We start from the raw sequence: 3,239 nt of genomic DNA on the forward strand, positions 1-3,239 counted from the left end.
AACGGCAAGCAGGTCAATTTCCGCAACGTGATCCTGATCATGACCACCAATGCCGGCGCGGCCGATCTCGCGCGGCAAGCCTTCGGCTTCACGCGCAACAGGCGGGAAGGGGACGACCACGAGGCGATCAACCGGCAGTTCGCGCCCGAGTTCCGCAACCGGCTCGATGCCATCGTCTCGTTCGCGCACCTCAATGCCGACGTAATCGGCATGGTGGTCGAGAAATTCGTGCTGCAGCTCGAGGCCCAGCTTGCCGACCGCGACGTCACCATCGAACTGTCGGAGCCGGCCAAGGCCTGGCTGATCACGCATGGCTATGACGAGCAGATGGGCGCCCGCCCGATGGCGCGGATCATCCAGGAGCACATCAAGAAGCCGCTCGCCGACGAGGTGCTGTTCGGCAAGCTCAAGGGCGGCGGCCATGTCAGGGTCGTGCTGACCACGGACGAGGCCGAAGGCGAGGCCGCGAAGGAGAAGATCGGCTTCGAGTTCGTCGAAGGCCCGGTCACGCCGCAGCCCGAGAAGCTGCCGGTGGCGCGCAAGCGCAAGCCCAACAAGCCGAGCGGCCCGGACGGCGGCAGCGGCCCGGGCGGTGGCAGCGGCCCAAAAGGCCCGGCCTCGAAGGGGCCGCTGGTGAAGGTCTGATTGAAAGGATTGCTGAAATGGAAAAGGCCGGCTGCAAAGCCGGCCTTTTCGATTGTCGTCGGCCTCCGCCGATCCCCGCGATTGGCGCTACGTTCCCGCGTCAGGCGCGCGTGGTGGCCGTGGCCTCTTCAGGGCGGGCGGCCGCCGGACCGACGGCTGCAAGGTCACGATGACGGGATTGGGTTTGTGGTCGGTCGCGGCGCCCGTTGCAGCATCAACGCCGATGCCGATAAGTCCGCCTGCAATGATGTTGCCGGCGAGGCCTGCGGCTCCGGCCGCCGGAGTCTCCCGCGTCAACTGCACGAACTGCGATTCATAGCCTTCCTTCTGAAAGGTGATGGATATGTCCGCATTGCGCTTGGCAACGATGGCGCATGGGGTGGTGCAGGTGGTCGGCACCTCCAACCCGGAGACCACGGCTTCAGCGCCGGAAGGTGTCGATGCAATTGCGATGTTTTCGGTCGTGCCACGCGTGACCGACGCGCAGCCCGCCAGCATGAAGCTGAGCGTCACAATTCCCACAACTCGCATGCGACGAATGCCCCTTAAGCCCGCACGGTGCCTCAGTCCGCAGGCAATGGAGCGTAACCAGAGCCGAAGCGCAACAGATTATTGACGGTGTTTGACGGCGGCTCGCATTTTCGGACCAGCCGGTTGCTGCAACGACGGTTCAACTGCCTGCAGTTGCAGCCGCCCGACCCCTTTTACCGATCGCCCTTCAAGCGCTGGTCCTCGTGAATCTGCACGTGCTCGGCGCCTTGGCGGCCGGCTTCGGACAGCCGCAGCGAACTGAGTGCGGCGCCTGCCATCGCGAAGACGGCGCCGACGAACAGCGAGAGTTGTGTCCCGTCGACGGGATAGCGACCGAGCAAAAGCGCGACCACGGCCGCACCGGTGGTCTGGCCCAAGAGCCGCGCCGTTCCCAGCATGCCGCTCGCGCCGCCTGCGCGTTCGCGCGGCGCCGCGGCGATCATGGTGCGGTTGTTCGGCGTCTGAAACAGGCCGAACCCGGCGCCCGTCAGCGCCATGCGCCAGACCACGTCGAAATCGGACGGATGGGCGGGGAGCAGCGCCAGCGCGCCGAGGCCGACGGCAAAGATCGCAAGCCCGATGCCGCCGAGCAGCCCGGCGGGAAAGCGCTCGACCAGCCGTCCGGCGATCGGCGCGACGAAGCCGACGGTGATCGGCCACGGCGTGATCAGAAGCCCCATCTTCACGGCGGAATAGCCGAAACGGCTCTGCAGATAGAAGGGCAGCGCAGTGAGGGCGAGCATCTGGCCGCAGAACGAGGCGATCGAGGTTGCGATCGACAGTCCGAAGATCGGGATGCGCAACAGATCGACCGGCAGCAAGGGCGAGGCCATATGCGTCTGCCGGTAGACGAGCAGCGTTCCGGCAATCGCGGCGACGGCAAACTCCGTCAGGCAAGTCATCAGCGCCTCGCCATGGCCGGCGCTGTCGATCGCCGCAATGCCGAGACCGAAGGTGACGGCGCTGAGGCCTGCGCTCTGCCAATCGAAGGCGTGCGGAGAGTTCGTGGTATGTGGCAGGAAGTGCCAGCCGAGCGCAAACGTCAACAGCCCGATCGGCAAGTTGACGGCGAACAGCCAGGGCCAGGAGCCGACCGCCAGGATGCCGGAGGCCACCGTAGGTCCAATCGCCGCCGATACCGCGACCACCATGGCGTTGATGCCGATGCCGCGCCCGAGCTGACGGCGCGGATAGGTGAAACGAACCAGCGCCGCGTTGACGCTCATGATGCCGGCCGCGCCGAAGCCCTGCACGATGCGCGCGACGGTGAGCAGCAGGAGGGTGTGCGAAAGCGCGCAGAACGCCGAGGCCAGGGTGAACAGCGCCAGTCCCGCCAGATAGACGCGGCGATAGCCGATGATCTCGCCGAGGGCTGCGAGCGGCAGCAGCGAGATCGTGATCGCGAGCTGATAGCCGTTGACGATCCAGATCGAGAAGGCGGGGCTGGCGTCGAGGTCCCGCGCGATCGTCGGCAGCGCGACGTTGGCGATCGCGCCATCCACCACCGACATGATGATGCCGAGCGCGATGGTAAGGATGGCCCAGCGGCGTTGCGGCAGCGGCAGGCCGTCGGCATGCACGGTGAGGGAGGACGGCATCTGGAGAATCGAGATAGCCCTTCTGGCGGCAGCTTGGCGCGAACCTGACCGACGCCAACCCGGCAAGATCGCGGGGGTTCCTTCAGCGTCACCTCCATTGATGCAGGCTCAGATCAGTTTCTTCACCGGCGTCGGGTCGAGATTGAAGATCCTGGCGGCGTTCAGGCCCAGGATATTGCGCTTGGCCTGCTCGCTCAGGAAGGGCAGGTCGCAGATCATCTGCGGCAGATCGAAATCGAAATGCGGCCAGTCGGAAGCGAACAGGAGCTGGGTCTCGGCCCTGATCATCTCGAGCGTGTTCTGCAGCGCCTTCGGGTGCGTCGTTTCCATCGGCTGGGTGGTGTAGTAGCAGTTCTCGCTCATGTATTCGCTGGGCATGCGCTTGAGCTGCGGCGCTTCCGAGGGGCGCATCAGGTATTGATCGTCGAGCCGCTGCATCAGGAACGGCACCCAGGCGAGCCCGCT

Annotated in this window: 4 protein-coding genes; 1 reads left to right on the plus strand and 3 read right to left on the minus strand. The window is 65.7% G+C overall.

Going from position 1 to position 3,239, the window contains the following annotated elements; translation table 11 throughout:
* A partial coding sequence (locus tag JOY90_RS22600; RefSeq protein ID WP_291693332.1) for an AAA family ATPase occupies positions 1 to 645 on the plus strand: 645 nt, incomplete at its 5' end.
* A gap of 87 nt (positions 646 to 732) precedes the next feature.
* Here JOY90_RS22600 and JOY90_RS22605 read toward each other — a convergent pair.
* The 3 genes from JOY90_RS22605 to JOY90_RS22615 form a co-directional block, all read right to left on the minus strand.
* Positions 733 to 1,176 (minus strand): PEGA domain-containing protein, encoded by a 444-nt coding sequence (locus JOY90_RS22605; protein ID WP_291693333.1) that lies wholly within the window; start codon positions 1,174 to 1,176, stop codon positions 733 to 735.
* 173 nt (positions 1,177 to 1,349) lie between these two features.
* On the minus strand, positions 1,350 to 2,774 hold the full coding sequence (locus JOY90_RS22610; protein WP_291693334.1) for an MFS transporter: 1,425 nt from the start codon (positions 2,772 to 2,774) through the stop codon (positions 1,350 to 1,352).
* A gap of 108 nt (positions 2,775 to 2,882) precedes the next feature.
* The coding region (locus tag JOY90_RS22615; protein WP_291693335.1) for an amidohydrolase family protein at positions 2,883 to 3,239 on the minus strand (357 nt) is incomplete at its 5' end.

Origin of the sequence: Bradyrhizobium sp. (genome assembly GCF_019242285.1) — a bacterium.
Classification (GTDB): Bacteria; Pseudomonadota; Alphaproteobacteria; order Rhizobiales; family Xanthobacteraceae; genus Bradyrhizobium.